This window comes from Salinicola socius (assembly GCF_001937195.1).
GTDB classification, from domain to species: domain Bacteria; phylum Pseudomonadota; class Gammaproteobacteria; order Pseudomonadales; family Halomonadaceae; genus Salinicola; species Salinicola socius.
Map to the genome: position 1 here is coordinate 148,806 of NZ_MSDO01000004.1, position 15,522 is coordinate 164,327.

A 15,522-nucleotide genomic window follows, 5' to 3' on the forward strand; every position below is an offset into this window, starting at 1 on the left:
AGACGATGAAAAAGTTCGAACGCCTGCAGGGTCTGGTCGCGCCGCTGGATCGCGCCAATGTCGACACCGACCTGATCATTCCCAAACAGTTTCTGAAGTCGATCAAGCGCACCGGCTTCGGCCCCAACCTGTTCGACGAGCTGCGCTATCTCGACGAGGGCTATCCGGGGCAGGACGCCACGGGCCGCCCGCTCAATCCGGATTTCGTGCTCAACCAGTCGCGCTACCGCGATGCGCAGGTGCTGCTGGCGCGGCGCAATTTCGGTTGCGGGAGTTCGCGCGAGCACGCGCCCTGGGCACTGGATGACTTCGGTTTCCGCGTGGTGATCGCGCCGAGCTTCGCCGACATCTTCTACAACAACTCGTTCAAGAACGGGATCCTGTTGATCACGCTCGACGAGGCCACCGTCGATCGACTGTTCCAGGAGACCGAGGCCGTGGAAGGCTATCGCCTCGACATCGATCTCGAGGGGCAGACGATTACCACGCCGAGTGGCGAGGCGATCCCGTTCGAGGTCGACGCGTTTCGCAAGCACTGCCTGCTGGAGGGGCTCGACGACATCGGCCTGACCCTCGAGCAGTCCGCGGCCATTCGCGACTTCGAGAGTCGCCATCGTCCGGCGAACCCCTGGTTGTTCCGGGATGTCTGACGTGACAGGTCACGGCGACCATAGCGCCGTCGTCGAGCGCCAGTTCGGAGGGCAGGCTGCGGCTTACCTGTCGAGTCAAGTGCATGCCCAGGGTGAAGAGTTCGCGCAGCTTCACGAACGCGTTGCCCGGATCGACGCGCCACGCGTGCTGGATCTCGGTTGCGGCTCGGGTCACGTCAGCTTCCAGCTGGCGGATCTGGCGGCGGAGATCGTGGCCTACGACCTGTCGCCGAGAATGCTCGCGGTGGTCGGCGAGGCGGCCATCGAGCGTGGGTTCAACAATATCCGCACGGTGCAGGGCATCGCCGAGTCGCTGCCGTTCGCGGACGACAGTTTCGACGTGGTTTGCAGCCGCTTCTCCGCGCACCACTGGCGCGATGTCGGGCTGGCGCTGCGCGAAGCGAGACGGGTGTTGAAGCCGGGTGGACTGGCGGCATTCATCGACGTCTCGGCGTCCGAGCAGCCGCTGTTCGACAGCTTCCTGCAGACCGTGGAGATGCTGCGCGACACCAGTCATGTGCGCGACTACGCCCCGAGTGAATGGGCACAGAGGGTCGGTGAAGCGGGCCTTGTGATGACGTCCAGCTCGCGTCAGCGCCTGCGCCTGGATTTCGAGACCTGGATCGAGCGCATGCGTACCCCGGATGTGATGCGCGATGCGATTCGCCACCTGCAGCGCGATGTCGGTCAGGAAGTGCGCGATGCCTTCGAGATCAGCGATGACGGCTCCTTCACCACGGATATGCTGGTGCTGTGGGCGACCAAAGAACATGTTTGAGGAAACTGCATGAGCAAGAAGATTCTGGTGTTGCCCGGTGACGGTATTGGCCCGGAAATTACCGCCGAGGCGGTCAAGATCCTGAACGCCTGCCGCGAGGCCGGTCTGGACGCCGAGCTGGAAGAGGCGCTGGTCGGCGGCGCCGGTTTTGATGCCGAGGGCGATCCGTTGCCCGAATCCACCCTGGCGAAAGCCAAGGCGGCGGACGCGATCCTGCTCGGCGCCGTCGGCGGCCCGAAATGGGACACCTTGGAAGACCTGAGCAAGCGCCCCGAAAAGGGCCTGCTGGGGCTGCGCAAGAATCTCAATCTGTTCGGCAATCTGCGCCCGGCGCTGCTCTATCCGCAGCTCGCCGAGGCCTCGACGCTAAAGCCGGACGTGGTTTCCGGCCTCGACATCATGATCGTGCGCGAGCTGACCGGTGGCATCTATTTCGGTCAGCCACGCGGCATCGAGGAACGTAACGGCGAGCGCGTCGGTTTCAACACCTACGTCTACGCCGAGTCCGAGATCGAGCGCATCGGTCGCGTCGCCTTCGAGATGGCCCAGAAGCGCGGCAAGAAGCTCTGCTCGGTGGACAAGGCCAACGTGCTCGAAGTCACCATGCTGTGGCGGGAAGTGATGAATCGGCTGGCACCGGAGTATCCGGATGTCGAGCTGTCGCACATGTACGTCGACAACGCCGCCATGCAACTGGTGCGCGCGCCCAAGCAGTTCGACGTCGTGGTGACCGGCAACATGTTCGGCGACATTCTCTCCGACGCCGCCGCGATGCTGACCGGTTCGATCGGCATGCTGCCATCGGCGTCGCTCAACGAGCGTCAGCAGGGCATGTACGAACCGTGCCACGGCAGTGCGCCGGATATCGCCGGTCAGGGCCTGGCCAACCCGCTGGCGACGATTCTGTCGGTGGCGATGATGCTGCGTTATTCGCTGGGCGAACCGACGCTGGCCGATCGCATCGAGCGCGCCGTGGGCAAGGTGCTGGATCAGGGGCTGCGCACCGCGGATATCGCCTATCCGGGCACCCGCCAGGTCTCCACCAGCGAGATGGGCGACGCGGTGCTGGCGGCATTCGCCGAGGCCTGAGCGCGGATATGTGAGGGCGGGCATGCCAGGCCTGTTCACACTATCCACGCGGCTCGCGGTGTATGGCGTGAACAGGCCCTGGACCCATGCGCTATAATGCGCTTTCAGGATTGACAGGATGCGACGACTCGAACGAGTCGTCGTGTCGATTCAGGACATTCAAAAAGCTTCGGGGTACGCCACTATGTTGAAAGTCGGATTCGTCGGCTGGCGCGGGATGGTCGGTTCCGTGTTGATGCAGCGCATGCTGGACGACAACGATTTCGCCGGACTCGAGCCAGTTTTCTTCTCCACCTCCCAGGCCGGCCAGGCCGGGCCGAACATCGGCGTCGATGTGCCGGCGCTGAAGGACGCCAACGACATCGAGTCGCTGAAGACGATGGACGTGATCGTCACCTGTCAGGGCGGCGACTACACCGGCGCGGTCTATCAGCCGCTGCGCCAGGCGGGCTGGAAAGGCTACTGGATCGACGCGGCCAGCACGTTGCGCATGGCGGAGGAGTCGACCATCGTGCTCGATCCGGTCAACCGGCACGTGATCGACGCTCAGCTTGCCAAGGGCGCCAGAACCTTCGTCGGCGGCAACTGCACCGTCAGCCTGATGCTGATGGGGCTGGGCGGGCTGTTCGAAGCCAACATGGTCGAGTGGATGACCTCCATGACCTATCAGGCGGCTTCCGGTTCCGGGGCCAAGCACATGCGCGAACTGCTGTCGCAGATGGGCGCGCTGCATTCGGCAGTCGCCAGCGATCTCGCCACGCCATCGAGCGCGATTCTCGACATCGATCGCGACGTCACCGCCGCCATGCGGGGCGGGGAGTTCCCGGTCGACAACTTCGGCGCGCCGCTGGCCGGCAGCCTGTTGCCGTGGATCGACAAGGCGATGGACAACGGCCAGAGCAAGGAGGAGTGGAAAGGCGGGGTCGAGACCAACAAGATTCTCGCCACCGGCGCCAATCCGATTCCCATCGACGGCCTCTGCGTACGCATCGGCGCGATGCGCTCGCATAGTCAGGCGTTCACCATCAAGCTCAGGCAGGACGTGCCGCTCGACGAGATCGAGGATCGCCTGGCCAGGCACAACGACTGGGCCAAGGTCGTCCCCAACGAGAAAGACGCGACGCTCGAGCAGCTGACGCCGGCTGCCGTCAGCGGTACGCTGACCGTGCCGGTAGGGCGCCTGCGCAAGCTCTCCATGGGGGGGGAATACCTGACCGCCTTCAGTGTCGGAGACCAGCTGCTGTGGGGCGCCGCCGAACCACTCAAACGCATGCTCAAGATCGTGCGCGAGCAAGCGTAAGCGTCACGTTCTCCTGGAGCGTTACGTTCGCCTTAAGCGACAAGGGCCTCGTCAGCATCGGCTGGCGAGGCCTTTTGTTATCCAATCGTTACAAATTGTTAAAGTTTGCTGAGGTGCCGCCGATGAGGGAGTCGAGACTCACTCCAATGCGTTGGCGAGGACCCCATGCGGCAATGGCTCACACTCATGATCGGCGGGCTCTGTCTGTTACTGGCCTCGTCGACTTACGCGCTCGGCGTCGGCGACCCTCGGCAGGTGTCCTCGCTCAATCGGCCGCTGCATGTGGTGCTGCCGCTGACGGACGACAGTGGCCTCGAGGCCTCGCAGGTATCGGTGACCGTTGCCGATGACGCCGCCTATCGCCAGGCCGGACTGACGCGCAGCGCGCTCACGGACACGGTGTCGGCCACGGTCGAGCGTCAGGCGGGTGGCCTGGCAGTCGTGCTCGACAGCCCGCGGCGGGTGAGAGAACCCTTTCTGGATCTGGTGCTGGTGGTGACCTGGCCGGAAGGGCAGTGGCAGCGTGCCGTGTCGCTGTTGTTCGATCCGGTCGATTACGCCAGCGCCCAACCGCTGCTAAGTGGCGACCGCGATCTGACGCGCGCCTATGCGTTATCGAACGGCGTGACTCCAGTCCCCGTGTCGCATCATCCGTCTTCCTCTCCCTCTTCTTCCTCTTCCTCTTCCTCTCCTTTGGCGTGGCCCTCGCGAGTGACCGTTCGCCCCGGCGATTCGCTGTCGACGCTGGCGGCCTCGCTGTTGCCGCAGGCCGGCATGAGCCGTCAGTCGCTGATGCTGGCGCTGTTCCAGTCCAACCCGGCGGCGTTCGTCGATGGCGATATTGATCGCTTGCGCGCCAATGTGGCAATGGATGTGCCCACGCTGGCGGCCGTGGCCAATATCTCGCCCGCCGAGGCAGCGTCCCGGCTCGAGACGCTCGTCCGCAAGACCAGGGACGGTCGGCCGGTCATCGACATCGTGGGGCGGGACCCGACGTCGACAGCGTCCGAAGCGCCGGTTTCCAGGACATCCTCCGGGGAAGCGCCAGCTGCGGCCAGACTCGCCATGCTGCAACAACGGCTATCCGATCTGACCGCCGAAACCGAACGGCAGCGCGCGACGATCGAAGCCTTGCGGCGCGAACGCGATACGCTGCAGGGGGCGCTGGCAGTCGTCGATACGCCGTCGGCCGAGGCCGATCCGGATCGCCAGCCCGGACAGCGCGATGCATCCAACGGCAGCGTATCGCCTGTGGTGTCGAAAACGGCCGACGTTGCCGTATCGGTATCGGACGCCCCCGGATCGGACGCTCCTGCATCCGGTGTGGTCAGCCAGGCGGTGGCGGCGTCACCGGATCCCTCTCCCGCTTCGCCGCCGTCACTGTGGCAGCGACTGCTCGGGCACCTCGACTGGATCGGCGGAGGGTTGCTGATCGCGCTTCTGATGCTGTGGGTCTGGCAGCGCCGGCGTCGTCGCGCCGAACCCGACGTCAGCGAAACCGGCATCCCCGAATCTCTTGACGAGTCGATGTCGGGCGCGGTTGAGATATCACCCCGTGGGACGAGCCGTCAGTCCACGCCATTACGCCGGTCGGCTGTCGAGCTGGATGTGGATTCGGTCTCGATCAGCCAGGCGGATATCTACATGGCGTACGGTCGTCACGCCGAAGCGCGTGACTGGCTGCGCGATCAGCTGGCGAATCGGGAGAATTCGCAGTTTCGCCTGGGACTGTTGAAAGCACTGGGGGAGCTGCGCGATATGGACGCGCTGGAGCAGGCGCTGGCGGGCTTCGGTGACGACGCCACAGCCGAGCAGCGTCGTGAAGGGCAAGCCCTGGTCGATGATTACCGCGCCCGATACGTCGAGGAGAGCTGGCAGGAGGCGACAGGAGAGGTCGCCTCCGAGCCTCACGAGCCGGTTTGGCGGGGGGCTGCACAAGACGTCGATGCGCTGTTCGAGGCGCAGGTCGATCGGCCCGACCCCGCCGCCGCTCGTTTCGATCCGGATCTCGTTTCCCCGGCCCCGATCCCGCGCCATCCTTCATCGATTCAGAACGACGTGCAAGATCACCCCGATCCGATGTCGGCGTTGTTCGATGACGATCTGACCCCGTCGGTCGATCCATCGGCAACCTCGCTGTTCGCGTCATGCATCGATTACGAAGCGCCGGCCCTGGAGCTGGACGCGGCTGAGAACGAGACATCGGCTTCGGCATCGGACTCCTCTTCCCTGGCCGCGCTCGTGACGGGGACTCCGGGCTCGCCGTCGGCCATGCCGGTTATCGATTTTTCCGCATTTTCGCTGGAGCCGGTAGCCATGACACCTCCAGCCGAGCCTGCCACCGGCAGCGGGCCTGAGGTCGTCTTCGATACATCCGCCCAGGGTGATGGTCTCGAGACGCCGAAGGAGGGCGCGCCGCCAGCTGCCGCGAGGGCCTGTGGCACAAAACGGGAAGTTCCTGCAGCGTGGGATGTCGATGAGGTGGAATTCCAGCCGTCGCATCGGGATAATGGTCGCCCCTGACGACTTTGGGCTGCACAGCTTTCGATGGCGTTTTTCTCCCGGCAGGACGATAACCAGCCGCTCTCGGGTCGCCTGGCCCTTGGCGTCGAATACGACGGCACGCGCTATTGCGGCTGGCAGCGACTGCGCCAGGCCGATTCGGTCCAGGGTGCGCTCGAGGCGGCATTAAGCAAGATCGCCGCCACTCCCGTGCGCGTGCTCTGCAGCGGTCGCACCGACAGCGGCGTTCACGCCACGCGCCAGATCGTTCACTTCGACGCGCCGGTCGTACGCACCCAGAAGGCGTGGGTGTTCGGTGCCAATGCCAAGTTACCTCGCGATATCGCGGTGCGCTGGCTGGTCCCGGTCGGTGACGACTTCCATTCGCGATTTTCGGCGCTGGCGAGACGCTATCGCTACCTCATTCTCAACCAGCCGACGCGCCCGGTCATGGAGCGTCACAACGTGACCTGGTGTCGCGAACCGCTCGATGCCGATCGCATGCATCGCGCCGCGCAGGCGCTGGTCGGCGAGCACGATTTCTCGAGCTATCGTGCCGCCGGCTGTCAGTCGAAGGTGCCGGTGCGCCATCTGCATTTCATCGACGTCCGCCGTTTCGGGCCACTGGTCATGATCGATGTCCAGGCCAATGCCTTCCTTCACCACATGATTCGCAACATCGCCGGCGTGCTGGTGGCGGTCGGACGGGGTGACGAGGGAGAAGCGTATCCCGCCGAACTGCTGGCGCTGAGGGATCGTCGGCTGGGCAACGTGACGGCACCGGCCTGCGGCCTGCATTTCGTCGACGTGCGCTTCGACGAACGTTTCGAACTCCCGGAAGAGCCGGTGGGGCCACAGCTGCTGTCGTTTCTGGGCGACTGGACCGGCGAACGAGGCGAGATCCCGGATACCCCGCTGATGCGTCGTCGCCGGGTCTGGCCAAAATGGATCGACGATGAGGGACGGGTGGTCGACGAGCCGCCTCGGGCCCGTCTGGAGACCACGCCATGAACCCCGTCAGGATCAAGATCTGTGGATTGACCCGCCGTGAAGACATCGCGGCGGCCGTTGCCAGTGGCGCCGATGCGCTGGGTTTCGTGATGTGGCCGGGCAGCGGGCGCGCCATCGATATCGATACGCTGGCAGCGTTGAGCGTCACGGTGCCACCGTTCGTGACACGGGTGGGGCTGTTCGTCGACCCCAGCGTGGCCGATGTCGAAGTGTGTCTGCCGTATCTCGACCTGCTACAGTTTCATGGCGACGAATCGCCCGAATTCTGCGCGCGTTTCTCCAGACCCTGGATCAAGGCGCTGCGCATGCATGACGATATCGATCTGCAGGCTGCGGCCGACAGCTACGCTGGCGCTGGCGCGCTGTTGCTCGATGCCTACCGTCCCGGCGTGCCAGGGGGAACGGGAGAGACCTTCGACTGGCAGCGCATTCCGGGGGATCTGGCGAAACCTGTTATTCTCGCCGGAGGGCTGACGCCGGATAACGTCGCCGACGCGGTGGCGCAGGTGCACCCCTATGCGGTCGATGTCTCCGGTGGCGTCGAGGTGACGTCATCTCCGGATGACGACACCCGCCGCAAGGGTATCAAGGATCCCCGGCGTATCCGCGCCTTCTGCGATCGTGTGCGGGCGGCCAATGCCGCGCTCCACGCGGTGTCGTCCAGCGCCGACTCCGGCACGCCTCGTTCATTCACCGCCACATCATGAGGGTCCCTTCGTGAGCCGATTCCACGACTTGACGCAACTCCCGGACGCTCGCGGCCATTTCGGGCCTTACGGTGGCCGCTTCGTTTCCGAAACCTTGAGTTTCGCCCTCGAAGAGCTCGAGAACATCTATGCGAGTCTCAAGAACGATCCCGAGTTCCAGGCCGAGTTCGACCGTGATCTGAAGCACTACGTCGGCCGACCGTCACCGCTCTATCACGCCGAACGCTGGTCGCGCGAGATCGGTGGCGCCCAGATCTGGCTCAAGCGCGAGGATCTGAACCACACCGGCGCCCACAAGGTGAACAACACCATCGGCCAGGCGCTGCTGGCCAAGAAATCAGGCAAGCCGCGCGTGATCGCCGAAACGGGGGCGGGTCAGCACGGCGTCGCCACGGCGACGGTTGCCGCGCGGCTCGGGCTGAAGTGCGAAATCTACATGGGCGCCGAGGACGTGCAGCGCCAGAAACTGAACGTCTATCGCATGCATCTGCTGGGTGCCAAGGTGGTGCCGGTCGAGTCCGGCTCGCGCACGCTCAAGGATGCCATGAACGAGGCGTTGCGGGACTGGGTGACCAACGTCGACGATACCTTCTACATCATCGGCACGGTGGCCGGCCCGCATCCTTATCCGATGCTGGTACGCGATTTCAGCGCGGTGGTGGGACGCGAGGCGCGGCGGCAGTCGCTCGAGCAGATCGGTCGGTTGCCCGACGCACTGGTTGCCTGCGTCGGCGGTGGTTCCAACGCCATGGGGCTTTTCTATCCGTTCGTCGAGGATGACGACGTCGCCATGTACGGCGTCGAGGCCGGCGGTGAAGGCGTTGCCACCGGTCGCCATGCGGCACCGCTGACGGCCAACGCCCCGCGCGGGGTGCTGCACGGCAACCGGACCTATCTGATGTCCGACGAAGGCGGGCAGGTCGCAGACACCCAGTCGATCTCTGCCGGCCTGGATTATCCCGGCGTCGGCCCCGAGCATGCGCTGTGGAAGGATGTCGGCCGCGTGCGCTACGTGGCGGCGGACGACAATGAGGTGCTGGCAGCGTTCCGTGAGCTGACCCTGGTCGAGGGCATCATGCCGGCACTGGAGTCGGCGCACGCCCTGGCCCACGCCAAGAAGCTGGCGGGGGAAATGTCGCCGGATCAGCATATCGTCGTCAACCTTTCCGGACGCGGCGACAAGGATATCCACACCGTCGCCGAGCTCGACGGCATCGAATTTTGACGGGGCCCGACATGAACCGAACCGAACCGAACCGCATCGACCGGCGCTTTGCCACGCTCAAGGCTCAGGGCCGCACGGCGTTAATCCCCTACATCACCGCTGGCGATCCGGCGCCGGCGCATACGGTCGAGTTCATGCACGCCTGCGTGGAAGCCGGTGCCGATGTGATCGAGCTCGGCGTACCGTTCTCCGATCCGATGGCCGATGGGCCGGTGATCCAGAAGGCTTGCGAGAGAGCGCTCAAGCACGGCACGCGGTTGCAGCACGTGCTGGAGATGGTGGCAGAATTCCGCCAGCGGGACAGCGAGACGCCGGTGGTGCTGATGGGGTATCTCAATCCCATCGAGCGAATGGGGTATGACGTCTTCGCCGAACAGGCGCAGACTTGCGGTGTCGACGGCGTACTGGTGGTCGACATGCCGCCCGAAGAGGCCGGCGATAACGCGGCGCTGTTCGCGGCGCACGGCCTGCAGTCGATCTTCCTGCTGGCGCCGACGACGTCCGACGCGCGGGCCAGAGCGATCTGCGAGCACGGCGAGGGATATCTCTACTACGTTTCGCTAAAGGGCGTGACCGGTGCGGCTACGCTGGATGCCGACGCCGTCGGCGAGCAGTTGAGCAAGCTGCGCCAGGTGACCGAGCTGCCACTGTGCGTCGGGTTCGGCATTCGCGATGGGGCGACGGCGGCGGCCATTGGTCGTGTCGCCGACGGTGTGATCGTCGGTAGCGCTCTGGTCGGGCGTATTGCCGAACGAGCCGATGATCCGGCGTCCATTCCTGCCGCGTTGAAATCGATTCTCGGCGAAATGCGCGAAGCGCTCGACCGCGATGCGGTTAGCTGAGCCGTCGCCATCGATTTGGTATCATTCGGCATCTGCGGTTATCACGACAGTCGTTTTCATGACGACTGTCGTCATTACTTTCTATTTTGGCAAATAGGGAATCGTTCCTGACATGAGCTGGCTAGACAAGATCGTCCCGTCGATGAGCCGCACCCAGCGCAACGACCGCCGCGCCAGCGTGCCGGACGGCCTGTGGCGCAAGTGCCCGAACTGTGAAGCGGTGCTCTATCTCCCCGAGCTGGAGAAACACCAGAACGTTTGCCCCAAGTGTCAGCACCATCTGCGGCTGACCGCGCGCAAGCGCCTCAACTGGTTCCTCGATGCAGAAGGGCGTGAAGAGATCGCGGGCGATCTTCAGCCGAGCGACCGTCTCAAGTTTCGTGACTCCAAGAAGTACAAGGATCGGCTGACCTCGGCCCAGAAGTCGACCGACGAGAACGACGCCCTGATCGCCATGCGCGGCACGCTGGATGGCCTGCCCGTGGTGGCGGTGGCGTTCGAGTTTTCGTTCATGGGCGGCTCCATGGGTGCCGTGGTCGGCGAAAAATTCGTGCGCGCCGCTACGCTGGCGCTCGAGAACGAGATACCGCTGGTCTGCTTCGCCGCCTCCGGCGGTGCGCGCATGCAGGAAGCGCTGTTCTCGCTGATGCAGATGGCCAAGACCTCGGCGGCGCTGGAGAAGCTCAAGCTGGCCGGCGTTCCCTATATCTCCGTGCTCACCGATCCGGTCTTCGGCGGCGTCTCGGCCTCGCTGGCGATGCTCGGCGATCTGAACGTGGCCGAGCCCAATGCGTTGATCGGCTTTGCCGGTCCGCGCGTCATCGAACAGACGGTACGCGAAACCTTGCCGGAAGGCTTTCAGCGCAGCGAGTTTCTGCTCGAGCATGGCACCGTCGACATGATCGTGGCGCGTACCGAATTGCGCGAGCGCCTGGGTGGCATTCTGCGCAAGCTGACGCATCAGCCGGCGGTTGGTCACAGTGTTGACGAGAGCGATGATTTCTCGCCGCTGGCCGACGAGCCGGATACGGCCAAGACAGCGCGCTAGAATTTGTCAGAGGAATCGCCGATTCATGAGTGCCCCCCTCAACGACTGGCTGGCGCGCCTCGAGCGCCAGCATCCGATCGCCATCGACATGGGTCTCGAACGGGTGGCGATCGTCGCCGAGCGGCTGGGTCTGACGCAGGGTCCGATCGCGAAGCAGGTGGTGACCGTTGCCGGTACCAACGGCAAGGGCTCCACGGTGGCCATGCTCGAACGGCTGGCCCGCGCCCATGGCTCGACCACGGCCAGTTATACCTCGCCCCATCTGCTGCGCTACAACGAACGACTCTGTTTCGATGGCGTGGCAGCCGATGACGCCACGCTGGTGAACGGGTTCGAGCGGGTGGACGCGGCGCGCCTGGCCGGCGACCCCGTCAGCCTGACCTACTTCGAAGCGGGAACCTTGGCGGCGCTGGTGGCGATTGCCGATGTCCGCCCCCAGCTGGCCATTCTCGAAGTGGGGCTCGGCGGGCGGCTGGACGCGGTCAACGTGATCGACAGCGATATCGCCGTCATCACCACAATCGCTCATGACCACGCGGATTTCCTCGGCACCGATCTCGAGATCATCGGCTCCGAGAAGGCAGGTATTCTTCGCCAGGGCCGCCCGGTGGTACTCGGTAGCCGTCAACTACCCGCCAGTGTCTCTCAGCGTATCGAAACGCTCGGCGCGGTCGCCCATTGGCTCGGCCGCGATTTCGATCACGCCATCGGCGAAGGCGGTGACTGGCGCTGGCAGGGCCAGTCCGCCGAGGGAGCTCGCTATCATCTCGATAGCTTGCCCGATCCGGGGCTGCCGCTGGACAATGCCGCCGTCGCGCTGCAGGTGCTCCGGCTTTGCGGCGTCATGCCGCAACCCGCGGAGTCTCGCCAGGCGATGGCCACCGTTGGGCTGGCAGGAAGACTGCAGTGGGTGGGAAATTGGTGCTTCGACGTGGCGCACAATCCGCATGCTGCCCACTATGTAGCAGCCAGGTTGGCGCAGCGCTCGGCGCCTCGGCGACGTATCGGCCTGCTCGGTGTGCTCAAGGACAAGGACGCCGAAGCGTTGATCGAGGCGCTGGCGCCCGTGGTCGATGCATGGCTTCCGGTGGGACTCGAAGGGCCGCGTGGTCGTTCGGGTGAAGAATTGGCTGAATCCATCGCGCGCCGCGGCGGCGAGACGTTATCGGTGGCCTCTTCGCCGGCAGCGGCCGTCGACTGGCTGGCCCCACGTCTTGCGCCCGACGAAGAAGTGTTAGTATGCGGTTCGTTTCTGACCGTGGCCGGTGCGCTCGAAGCATTGAAAGCTGGCGCGGGTGACGAAGGTCCAGGTGCTACCAAGGAGGTCAAGGTCCTATGAAGTATGGATGGCGTGAGCGTATCAGCGGGGCGGTCATTCTCGTCGCATTGGGGGCCATTTTTCTGCCGATGCTGTTCGATGATCCCGAACCGAGACAGCAGGAACCTGGACCGGTCATGGCCATCGAGCAGCCGATCGACGGTGGCGAAACGCGCCAGCGCATCATCGAGTCGCCCGAGCCGCCGGCATCGGTCGCTGCCAATGGCGGCCAGAATGCGGGCAGTCAGAGCACTGGAAACCAGAACGGCGGCAGCGCCGGTAACGTCCCCGTGCCGGAGCCGGATACGCGCAGTCAGTTGGGTGCCGGCAGCGAGGATTCGTTCGGTCAGAGCAGCGATGGATCGTCAGATAACGGTAGGGTGTCGAGCGGTGGCGATGACCCGATTGCCGATATCGCGCAGTCCGAACAGGCCCAGCCCGAGCCCCGCCCATCCAATCCGGCTCCGTCCGAGCCGGCGCCGGCGCAGCCTCCCTCGACGTCGTCCTCTTCACCGTCGTCCTCCACGCCCGAGCGTACTTCGGCGAGCAGCGACGGGGGCTGGGTCGTGCAGGTGGGCAGCTTCGGTCAGTCCGACAACGCCACCCGGCTCGCCGCCAAGCTCAAGGAGCAGGGTTTCGCCGCCTATTCGCAGCCACGGGACAACAACCTGACCACGGTCTACGTGGGCCCGTTCTCTTCGTCTGACGCAGGCGAGAAGGCCAGATCCGAACTCAAGCAGGCCGCCAATATCCAGGGGCTGCTGATTCGCAAACCGGGTAGCTGATGACATTGACCTGGCTCGACTACGCTTTCCTGCTGGTGTTGACGATATCGATGCTGGCAGGTTTCATGCGGGGCCTGGTGAGAGAAGCGCTCGGACTGGGTGCCTGGATCGTGGCGCTGCTGGCGGCGCGAATATTCGCCAAACCGATCGCGGACCTGCTGGAACCCTACATCTCGCATCCCGATGCGCGACTGGTACTGGGGTTCGTTCTGATCATCTTCGTGGTGGTGATGGTCTGCGGATTCATCATCCGGCTGCTCAACGCGGCGATCGAATGGGTCGGAATGGGGTTCTTCAACCGGGTCGCCGGGGCGATCTTCGGTCTGGCCCGCGGCGGGGCCATTCTGGTTATCGTCACGGTGGTGATCGGCCTGACGCCGTTGGCCCAGTTGCAGGCCTGGCAGCAGGCCCAGTTGAGGCCTTCGTTCGAATCGCTGCGTGAATGGGCGGTGGTTCAGCTCCAGAGCTGGGATGTGGATCCGTCCGCTGCCGAGGACGCCATGCGGCACTTGCCGATGACGTTACCGGGGCGGAGCAATTTTCCTTCCAGCGCTTCACCCGATTCTTCAAACGGCTCTTCAGACAGTTCTTCACGAAGTCAGGATGGGCAAGGGGTGACGATTCCGATCCCCGTTCCGAACGAAAAACCGGCGCCCTGAACCGGGGTGCGACCAAGCGAGGTAAGGCGGCATGTGCGGTATCGTAGGCCTCATGGCCAATGAAGCGGTCAATCAGTTGATTTACGACGCATTGACGGTTTTGCAGCACCGCGGACAGGATGCCGCCGGCATGATGACCTGGGATGAAGGTCGCTTTCTGCTGCGCAAGAACAACGGACTGGTGCGGGACGTGTTCCACACGCGTCACATGAAGCGGCTCCAGGGCCAGCTCGGTATCGGTCATGTTCGCTATCCGACCGCGGGTACCGCGAGCGAGGCCGAGTCCCAGCCGTTCTACGTCAATTCCCCTTACGGCATCACGCTGGCCCACAACGGTAATTTGACCAACTCCGATCAGCTCAAGCAGGAGCTGTTCTCCTCCGACCTGCGTCACATCAACACCAGCTCCGATTCCGAGGTGCTGCTCAACGTGTTTGCCCATGAACTGGGCAAGCAGGGGGTGACGCTGACGCCGGAGGATATCTTCGATTCGCTGCGTCGCGTTCACCGGCGCTGCAGCGGCGGTTACGCCGCGGTGGCGATCATCAACGGTTTCGGACTGGTGGCGTTTCGTGACCCCCACGGGATTCGTCCGGTGGTCTATGGCACCCGACAGACCGCCGAGGGCCAGGACGTGATGATCGCTTCCGAATCGGTCGCACTCGACGTTGCCGGTTTCGAGCTGGTGCGGGATCTCGCGCCGGGTGAAGCGATCTTCGTCGACATGGACAAGAACATCCATACGCAGATGTGCGTCGACAAGCCGCGCCTGACGCCGTGTATTTTCGAGCATGTCTATCTGGCACGCCCCGATTCGATGCTGGACGGCGCGTATGTCTACGGCACCCGGATGCAGATGGGCCGCAAGCTGGGCGATCGGATCGAGCGCGAATGGCCGGATCACGATATCGACGTGGTGATCCCGATTCCCGATACCTCGCGCACCACGGCGCTGGAGTTGGCCCAGCACATCGGCGTGACCTTCCGCGAAGGCTTCATGAAGAACCGCTATATCGGTCGGACGTTCATCATGCCGGGGCAGACCCAGCGCAAGAAGTCCGTTCGTCAGAAGCTCAACGCCATCGCCAGCGAGTTCGAAGGCAAGAACGTGATGCTGGTGGACGATTCGATCGTGCGCGGAACGACCTGCAAGCAGATCATCCAGATGGCCCGCGACGCCGGCGCCAACAAGGTCTACTTCGCCTCGGCCGCGCCAGCCGTGCGCTTTCCCAACGTCTACGGAATCGACATGCCGGTCGCCACCGAGCTGGTCGCCCATGGCCGCACCGATGCCGAAGTGGGAGAGCTGATTGGCGCCGACCGCCTCATCTACCAGGATCTCGAGGATCTCAAGGCGGCGTGCCGCGAGGTCAATCCGGCGCTCGACGATTTCGACTGTTCGGTATTCGACGGCCACTATGTCACCGGCGATGTCGACGACAACTACCTGGCGGCGCTGGAAGCGGCGCGTAACGATGCCGCCAAGTCCGGGCGCGAGAGCCTCAACGCCGTCGTCGATCTGCACAATGACAGTGAAGACGACTGATCGCCAAGGCGATCGAACCTGAGTCCGGACACGTACGCCGGGCTCTCACGGGATCTTGTTTT

General features: G+C 64.3%; 14 protein-coding genes. All 14 read left to right on the forward strand.

Annotation, left to right across the window (positions count from 1 at the left end):
* The first annotated feature begins 5 nt into the window (after positions 1 to 5).
* The 14 genes from leuD (at position 6) to purF (ending at position 15,460) form a co-directional block, all read left to right on the forward strand.
* Complete coding sequence (gene leuD, locus BTW07_RS04980; RefSeq protein WP_075569065.1) at positions 6 to 650, forward strand: 3-isopropylmalate dehydratase small subunit; 645 nt, start codon at positions 6 to 8, stop codon at positions 648 to 650.
* Entirely contained in the window at positions 643 to 1,428 is a 786-nt protein-coding gene (locus BTW07_RS04985; RefSeq protein WP_075569066.1) for a class I SAM-dependent methyltransferase, read from the forward strand. Before leuD ends, BTW07_RS04985 begins: the two co-directional genes overlap by 8 nt.
* 9 nt (positions 1,429 to 1,437) lie before the next feature.
* Positions 1,438 to 2,517, forward strand: a complete 1,080-nt coding sequence (gene leuB / locus BTW07_RS04990; protein ID WP_075569067.1) for a 3-isopropylmalate dehydrogenase — start codon at positions 1,438 to 1,440, stop codon at positions 2,515 to 2,517.
* A gap of 184 nt (positions 2,518 to 2,701) precedes the next feature.
* A complete protein-coding gene (asd, locus tag BTW07_RS04995) occupies positions 2,702 to 3,817 on the forward strand; it encodes an aspartate-semialdehyde dehydrogenase (RefSeq protein ID WP_075569125.1) in 1,116 nt (371 codons plus the stop codon).
* Positions 3,818 to 3,982: 165 nt separating this feature from the next.
* On the forward strand, positions 3,983 to 6,340 hold the full coding sequence (locus BTW07_RS05000) for a type IV pilus assembly protein FimV (RefSeq protein ID WP_075569068.1): 2,358 nt from the start codon (positions 3,983 to 3,985) through the stop codon (positions 6,338 to 6,340).
* A gap of 24 nt (positions 6,341 to 6,364) precedes the next feature.
* Entirely contained in the window at positions 6,365 to 7,330 is a 966-nt protein-coding gene (gene truA, locus BTW07_RS05005; RefSeq protein ID WP_075569069.1) for a tRNA pseudouridine(38-40) synthase TruA, read from the forward strand.
* On the forward strand, positions 7,327 to 8,037 hold the full coding sequence (locus BTW07_RS05010; protein ID WP_083941525.1) for a phosphoribosylanthranilate isomerase: 711 nt from the start codon (positions 7,327 to 7,329) through the stop codon (positions 8,035 to 8,037). Before truA ends, BTW07_RS05010 begins: the two co-directional genes overlap by 4 nt.
* Positions 8,038 to 8,047: 10 nt before the next feature.
* Entirely contained in the window at positions 8,048 to 9,262 is a 1,215-nt protein-coding gene (trpB, locus tag BTW07_RS05015) for a tryptophan synthase subunit beta (protein ID WP_075569070.1), read from the forward strand.
* Between the two features lie 11 nt (positions 9,263 to 9,273).
* On the forward strand, positions 9,274 to 10,104 hold the full coding sequence (trpA, locus tag BTW07_RS05020; protein ID WP_075569071.1) for a tryptophan synthase subunit alpha: 831 nt from the start codon (positions 9,274 to 9,276) through the stop codon (positions 10,102 to 10,104).
* Between the two features lie 112 nt (positions 10,105 to 10,216).
* Positions 10,217 to 11,152, forward strand: a complete 936-nt coding sequence (accD, locus tag BTW07_RS05025; protein ID WP_075569072.1) for an acetyl-CoA carboxylase, carboxyltransferase subunit beta — start codon at positions 10,217 to 10,219, stop codon at positions 11,150 to 11,152.
* Between the two features lie 25 nt (positions 11,153 to 11,177).
* Positions 11,178 to 12,491, forward strand: a complete 1,314-nt coding sequence (locus BTW07_RS05030) for a bifunctional folylpolyglutamate synthase/dihydrofolate synthase (protein WP_075569073.1) — start codon at positions 11,178 to 11,180, stop codon at positions 12,489 to 12,491.
* Positions 12,488 to 13,255 (forward strand): SPOR domain-containing protein, encoded by a 768-nt coding sequence (locus tag BTW07_RS05035; protein WP_075569074.1) that lies wholly within the window; start codon positions 12,488 to 12,490, stop codon positions 13,253 to 13,255. Before BTW07_RS05030 ends, BTW07_RS05035 begins: the two co-directional genes overlap by 4 nt.
* The gene (locus BTW07_RS05040) at positions 13,255 to 13,914 is read left to right on the forward strand and encodes a CvpA family protein (RefSeq protein WP_083941528.1); all 660 of its coding nucleotides are present in this window, start codon (positions 13,255 to 13,257) and stop codon (positions 13,912 to 13,914) included. Before BTW07_RS05035 ends, BTW07_RS05040 begins: the two co-directional genes overlap by 1 nt.
* A gap of 31 nt (positions 13,915 to 13,945) precedes the next feature.
* Complete coding sequence (purF, locus tag BTW07_RS05045) at positions 13,946 to 15,460, forward strand: amidophosphoribosyltransferase (protein ID WP_075569075.1); 1,515 nt, start codon at positions 13,946 to 13,948, stop codon at positions 15,458 to 15,460.
* Positions 15,461 to 15,522: the final 62 nt, after the last annotated feature.

Excerpts from the sequence above, each read along its gene's own strand:
- BTW07_RS05000 (WP_075569068.1), top strand. The coding sequence starts at position 3,983 with ATGCGGCAATGGCTCACACTCATGATCGGCGGGCTCTGTCTGTTACTG.
- BTW07_RS05030 (WP_075569073.1), top strand. The coding sequence starts at position 11,178 with ATGAGTGCCCCCCTCAACGACTGGCTGGCGCGCCTCGAGCGCCAGCAT.
- asd (WP_075569125.1), top strand. The coding sequence starts at position 2,702 with ATGTTGAAAGTCGGATTCGTCGGCTGGCGCGGGATGGTCGGTTCCGTG.
- leuD (WP_075569065.1), top strand. The coding sequence starts at position 6 with ATGAAAAAGTTCGAACGCCTGCAGGGTCTGGTCGCGCCGCTGGATCGC.
- BTW07_RS05010 (WP_083941525.1), top strand. The coding sequence starts at position 7,327 with ATGAACCCCGTCAGGATCAAGATCTGTGGATTGACCCGCCGTGAAGAC.
- purF (WP_075569075.1), top strand. The coding sequence starts at position 13,946 with ATGTGCGGTATCGTAGGCCTCATGGCCAATGAAGCGGTCAATCAGTTG.
- leuB (WP_075569067.1), top strand. The coding sequence starts at position 1,438 with ATGAGCAAGAAGATTCTGGTGTTGCCCGGTGACGGTATTGGCCCGGAA.
- BTW07_RS05040 (WP_083941528.1), top strand. The coding sequence starts at position 13,255 with ATGACATTGACCTGGCTCGACTACGCTTTCCTGCTGGTGTTGACGATA.
- BTW07_RS04985 (WP_075569066.1), top strand. The coding sequence starts at position 643 with ATGTCTGACGTGACAGGTCACGGCGACCATAGCGCCGTCGTCGAGCGC.
- truA (WP_075569069.1), top strand. The coding sequence starts at position 6,365 with ATGGCGTTTTTCTCCCGGCAGGACGATAACCAGCCGCTCTCGGGTCGC.
- BTW07_RS05035 (WP_075569074.1), top strand. The coding sequence starts at position 12,488 with ATGAAGTATGGATGGCGTGAGCGTATCAGCGGGGCGGTCATTCTCGTC.
- trpA (WP_075569071.1), top strand. The coding sequence starts at position 9,274 with ATGAACCGAACCGAACCGAACCGCATCGACCGGCGCTTTGCCACGCTC.
- accD (WP_075569072.1), top strand. The coding sequence starts at position 10,217 with ATGAGCTGGCTAGACAAGATCGTCCCGTCGATGAGCCGCACCCAGCGC.